General features: G+C 44.2%; 5 protein-coding genes. 4 read left to right on the top strand and 1 reads right to left on the bottom strand.

Features of this window, described 5'->3' with window-relative positions; genetic code table 11:
- From AC0UA9_RS16630 to AC0UA9_RS16620, 3 genes are all read left to right on the top strand, one after another.
- A partial coding sequence (locus AC0UA9_RS16630; protein WP_475661764.1) for an ATP-binding protein occupies positions 1-1,332 on the top strand: 1,332 nt, incomplete at its 5' end.
- Positions 1,333-1,667: 335 nt separating this feature from the next.
- Complete coding sequence (locus tag AC0UA9_RS16625) at positions 1,668-1,922, top strand: AbrB/MazE/SpoVT family DNA-binding domain-containing protein (protein ID WP_475661762.1); 255 nt, start codon at positions 1,668-1,670, stop codon at positions 1,920-1,922.
- 20 nt (positions 1,923-1,942) lie between these two features.
- Complete coding sequence (locus AC0UA9_RS16620; RefSeq protein WP_475661759.1) at positions 1,943-2,305, top strand: type II toxin-antitoxin system PemK/MazF family toxin; 363 nt, start codon at positions 1,943-1,945, stop codon at positions 2,303-2,305.
- A 266-nt stretch (positions 2,306-2,571) separates the two neighbouring features.
- Here the strand turns inward: AC0UA9_RS16620 and AC0UA9_RS16615 are convergent, their stop codons facing one another.
- Entirely contained in the window at positions 2,572-4,023 is a 1,452-nt protein-coding gene (locus tag AC0UA9_RS16615; protein ID WP_475661767.1) for a DNA recombination protein RmuC, read from the bottom strand.
- A 900-nt stretch (positions 4,024-4,923) separates the two neighbouring features.
- On the opposite strand from AC0UA9_RS16615, the gene AC0UA9_RS16610 reads away from it, so the two are divergent.
- The gene (locus AC0UA9_RS16610) at positions 4,924-5,481 is read left to right on the top strand and encodes a hypothetical protein (RefSeq protein ID WP_198349658.1); all 558 of its coding nucleotides are present in this window, start codon (positions 4,924-4,926) and stop codon (positions 5,479-5,481) included.
- Positions 5,482-5,578: the final 97 nt, after the last annotated feature.

Here is a 5,578-nt window from a genome sequence, read left to right as displayed (position 1 = left end):
TGTATGAGTTTGAATGCAAAACTAACCGAACCCGACTCTGAGTTACACAAAAAAATATCTAAAAGAATTGAATCATTAAGTAATTTAAGCGATCAAGTTTATTTGATTAGTAAGAATCTATCTTTTTTGGAGCGCGCCGTTGAAGAAGATAAGAGTAGCTTAGTTGAAGGCGTTCTTAGTCAGTTGCATTTAAAATCCAACTTCTCTGATAGCTCTTCTGTATTGGCCTCTTTAAACGGAGAGCTGGCTTCAGATATTGAGTGGTCTCTTTCAAAATATTTAGATGCCATTAAAAAGAAGAAGATTAAAGCTAGTGTGGTGATCGAAAAGTTAGAAAAAAAATTAATTAGCTTAAGAAATGAAATCAACCCTCTTGAAATAAAAATGGGTGAGGTTTCTGAGTTGGCTGGTCTTAGAGATTTAATAGAAAAGGAAAAAGATAAACTAGTCTTAATTAAAGATAATAAAAAAAGAAAGTTTAACATTGCTTCGTCAAATGTTAAATGTAACGAGGAGCTTTACGAAAATTTTGAAAAAATGGTGTCCTGCTACTACAGAATTTGCGAAAGTATTGATATGCAAAAGGTAGATGAAGACTTGCTTGTTAGTGCTGATGTTTCAATAAACGAAGAAAGGTTTTATTCTTTTATAGATAGTTTTAATCGTAGAAAAAGTTTAGATGTTTTGTTGGGTGACTTAATTGTTGATGGTGAGTTAGATTTAAAGGATATGAATTTTATTGGTGACAAAGTGAGATATGTGGCCAGTAAGATTGAAAGTTCAGAAGCACCTTCTCTAAAAAAGAATGTGTCATATAAAGATGCATTTAAGAGGCTTTTCGATGATTATTTTGAAATAAATTATAAAGTAACATATAAAAATGATGATATTTTTAAAATGTCGCCTGGAAAGCGAGGCTTGGTTCTTCTTAATTTAATGTTTGAACTCAGTAATGCTTCATATCCTATATTAATAGATCAGCCAGAAGATAATTTAGATAATAGAACTATATATTCTGAGTTGAAAGAATTTGTGAAAAGATGTAAGAAAAAAAGACAGATAATCATGGTTACACATAATTCTAACTTAGTTGTATCTGCTGATGCTGAGTGTGCTGTTGTAGCAAACCAAAGAGACAAGGTGGTGGACGTGGAAGATAATCTACATAAATTTGAGTATATAACAGGGAGCTTAGAGTTAAGTTACGGTGAAAATTTGGTTGATAACTATCATAGGTTAAGTGACCTTGGTATAAGGCAGCATGTTTGTCATATTTTAGAAGGCGGAGTGCAAGCTTTTAAAGAGAGAGAAAGGAAGTATAATATTGCATAAGCCGCGCCTATGTAGAAATATCTTGGCAACAAAAAAACAGTAGTGATGCATGTTGGCAACCATGCTGCCCTGAGCCAAATGCAAGTCGGTCTTCATGCCGCCTATGCTGCGATTGCCTTGAGCTGAACCAGTCTGCTACAGCCTTTTGTGTGTCTACATTGTAGATCCTTTTTGATATCCATTGTATATACTGCTAGAATATCATTGTGTTCATTCAGAACACCGGTCTGGTTACCGAAGTAGCGAGGCTAGATGAGAAATAAACTAGGAGGAAGGAAGTGTCAGTCAAGGTTGAGCGCTGCATGGGACTGGTCACTTTCACTGGGAGATGAGTAATGAAAATTGCTAAGTGGGGTAATAGCTTAGCTCTTCGCTTGCCTGTAGCAGCATTACGGCCTGCAGGTCTTGATGAAGGTTCCGAAGTAGACGTCATTACTACTGAAGAGGGTGTGCTGATCAAGAAAGCTAGTAAACGAAAATATTCCCTTGATGATCTTCTAGCGCGGTCGCAGCCGAAGGATTTCCGCCTCCCTGATCAGGAGCAAATCGATTTCCTTGAATCCCCTGCGGTCGGTCGAGAGATCTTTTGATATAAGAGGTAAGTGACTCGATGGCAATGGCCTTTATCCCTAGCCGGGGTGATATCATCAGTATTAACCTGAATCCAACAGCCGGACATGAGCAGAACGGTTTTCGCCCATGTCTGGTTATTTCTGAGACGCGATTTAACGAGCATTCAAAGATGGTGGTAGTTTTGCCAATCACCTCTTCTGAAGCGCGGGCTGATTCGCCTTGGTCAGTGCCTGTGCAAACGAAAAGGGGCAAAAAGCGGATGATGGGTTATGTGCTGGCCTCCCAGGTGCGCACGATTGACCTTATGGCAGAGCAGAGAGAATGTCGTTTTGAGAGCGTAGCCACCTCCGAGTGTCTTGAAGAGGCCGTTGCTCGGTTCCAGGCAATTGTTATTCCTTGACTATTGGCTTACTGACGGCCTTCAGCAATCCTGAAAAACGTATTATTTTAATACATAGCGCATCAGCCAGTTTCCAATGGCTCCTTTTTCTGTTGCTGCAACGTGCATGAGCATTGTGGTCAAGCTACACACTGCTTGGTCTTAAAGTGCATTGAGGCTGGAAAAGCCTACTAATATCTCCGGCTTGATTAAGTATTGACGTCATCTTTTTACTCCTTTAGTGGGCTACGTGTTCGGTTTCGATTGGATATCTAGCCCATTGTATTTTAAGTGCTTTCTACAGATTGTTGCTCGTTTTCCAGATAGTGGCTTTGATCAGTTGACGGACCAATCTCAAGCTTCGCACGTTCCAGAATGTCAGCGGGTAGCTCTTTCTTCACGGAGACGCCAAGCTCTTTAAACTCATGTGCCTGCTTGATCAGATTACCTCTGCCGTTGACCAGTTGTCCCAGCGCCTTGTCATAGCTTCCCCGAGCACCGTCCAGCTTCTTACCAACGTCCTGCATGCTCTCAACGAAGCTGGAGAGCTTGTTATAAAAACGTTCGGCACGGCTAGCCAGTTCAGCGCTGTGCTTACTCTGGTTTTCAAATCGCCATAGCTGACTGACAATATTGAGGCTGGTCAGCAAGGTTATTGGGGTGGCGACCAGCACATTATTCTCAATGGCACGCTGATAGAGAGTGCTGTCATAGCGAACCGCCTCAACGTAGGCCGATTCAATCGGGATAAACATCACAACGACTTCAGGGGAGTTCAGACCCGGAAGATCGTAATAATGTTTGTCTGCCAGTTCTGTAATGCGTGAACTGACAGCCTTGGTGTGCTCCGCTAACGCATTTTGCCGTGAGAAGTCATCATCTGCGTTCACATACTCCAGATAGGCGTTGAGCGAGGTTTTGGCATCAATGACCAGATGACGACCCTGTGGCAAATAGATTACAGCGTCTGGACGGCGCTTTCCTTCCTCAGTATCAAAGCTCCTTTCGCGCTGATAATCATCCCCAGGGCGCAGCCCCGCACTATCGAGGACGTTTTCTAACATCAGTTCACCCCAGTTGCCTTGCACTTTCTTTTGACCTTTGAGTGCCTGGGTAAGCTGTGCTGCTTGATCGGTAATGTCCTTATTCAAATCCTGTAGGTGCCTTAGTTCTGTCCGCAGGCTGGCCCGCTGTTCAGTTTCCTGGGTATGCAGGCTTTCCACTTTGTCTCGGAAGCCCTTTATTTCAGTTTGGAACGGCTTGAGTAGTTCGGTTAGGTTGCGTTCCGAGAGAGATGAAAATGCCTTGCCTTTCTTATCGAGCAGCTCGTTAGCTAGGTTTTCGAACTCTACTTTGAGCTGCTTTTTGCTGTCTTCCATCCACTGCAACTGACGGCTGAATTGATGCTCCTTTTCTTCCATACGAGTTTGCAGCTCACCATGCTCGTTTTTCAGTGCATGGTAGGTGGTCTGAAGCTCTTTAAGGCTCTTCTGTGCAATATCTCGCTGTTCACGAGCTTCTTTGAGGTTAGCGTTTACCGCATGCAGGTCTGACTGGATGCTGCCGTTGGCTTCCCGTAACTCGGCAATTATCTGATAGGCATCATCAAGTTTTTTCTGATAGTCCTGGCGCTGTTGGGGCAAGGTGCTTTCGGTGGTGGCGAGCTTAGTTCGGGTCTCGTCGAGAGCCTGACTGCGGGATTTCAGGTCTGCCTGGGCGCTGCCTAACGCTTCGCGCACCTGTGCTAGGTCTTTATTGAGTGCGCCGAGCTTTTCTTGGGATGACTCTCGGAGCGACGTAAGCTCTTGATCGAGCGTATTGATACGCTGCTGAGCTTCTTGAAGGCTGGTTTCGCGTGATTCGAGCCGGGATTCACGGTCGCTCAGTCCAGATTTCAGTTCAGTGAGTTGCTTGTTTAGCTCATCTTGCTGGGTTTGACGGGCTTTGACCTCTTGCTGAGCCTCATCAAGTTGCGCTTTAAGGTCGTCTCTTTGTTGCTGGGCAGAGTCTCGGTAATCCGATAACTCCCTTCTAACGCCAGCCAACGCCTCTTTATCTGTGGCGTGCTCCAGCCTCACGCTCTGCAAGTTATCACGCTCACTATCCAGAGCTTTTTGCAGTGTAGATAAGTGCTCTTGGGCAGCTTGAAGGTCATCGGTGACGGCGGTATGCGATTGATTTAGCTGCTTGACATCAAATTCTCTGGCTTGAAGTTCAGCTTCTTTTGATTGGAGTGATAATTGAACGGCATTTTTACCCTTTCGCAGCGACGAAATGCGCCACTGCTGGAAAGCAAAGGTAAGCAATGCACCCAAGATAAATAAGGCGCTGCCGATAAGTGCAAGGCTTACGGGCTGTTCCATCGAGAACTCCTGATCTGACCAAAGGGCAAAGGGACTTGTTGGGCGAGCTGCCTGTATTGCGCAGTGAGACCTTTCATGTCAGGTTGTTACATTAAGTTAAGTTTCTGAACAATACCTCAGAGGGCTTAGGTTGTATGTAAGCGATCTCCTACAAAATTATCAATTATTGTCCATATTCGGCGTGATAAGACTGAGATGTATTCGCCGTAAAAAATACCCCGACAGCCGTTAATACACTGCTTATGATGCGAGAGGGCATTAACAAGAGTGAGAGCGATGACAACATCAAGCTGGCATGAAGGAAAGAAGAGGGTATTCGAGCACTTTGATTTAGAGGTCATTTCATTCAATAGCCACTATTCAGCAGGGTTAGCGGATATTAGTAGAATTTCGCTGATGTCAGGCGATGACCTCGTTCTTTCCAATTGTATGACACTAAACCTTGAGACCACCATCCTGGCTCCTAACAACAAGGCGGGTCAGACTTGTGCAGTGCAATTACTTACGACCAAACCGCATGAATGGGAATCGATGCGTGTCTCTGACATACAAATCAAAGAGGAGGATGGTCAGCCGCAGTTTGAAACAAAGGACAAAAGGCTGGTTCCGGTCATTAACGACGTGTTTTCGATAGGCTATCTTAATCGTAACTATCGGCAAGAAGGCTGGAGAGCGTTCGTTCATCTCCCTGTATATGTGGTCAGGGATTTTCAATTTGCCTTGGTAAATGGACTAGCGCCCTACGTCTGCCTGAATTTTATGCGCATAGAAAAGAGCCGAATGATCAAAACCATCCAATACGATTCATCAGAGGCTTACAATGATAACCGCTGATACTTGGCTGCTATGACCTGCATGTAGTTGCCATCGGCGGTGGCCATTCAGTTATCAGGCTACTCATTTGATAACGTCGGCAGAGTTTTATGACGCC

It is taken from the genome of Colwellia sp. F1 (assembly GCF_056238625.1).
This window is presented reverse-complemented; position numbering and strand designations above follow the sequence as displayed.

Bases quoted from the DNA above. Each gene is read 5' to 3' on its own strand.
- AC0UA9_RS16625 (WP_475661762.1), top strand. From the start codon at position 1,668: ATGAAAATTGCTAAGTGGGGTAATAGCTTAGCTCTTCGCTTGCCTGTA.
- AC0UA9_RS16620 (WP_475661759.1), top strand. From the start codon at position 1,943: ATGGCAATGGCCTTTATCCCTAGCCGGGGTGATATCATCAGTATTAAC.
- AC0UA9_RS16610 (WP_198349658.1), top strand. From the start codon at position 4,924: ATGACAACATCAAGCTGGCATGAAGGAAAGAAGAGGGTATTCGAGCAC.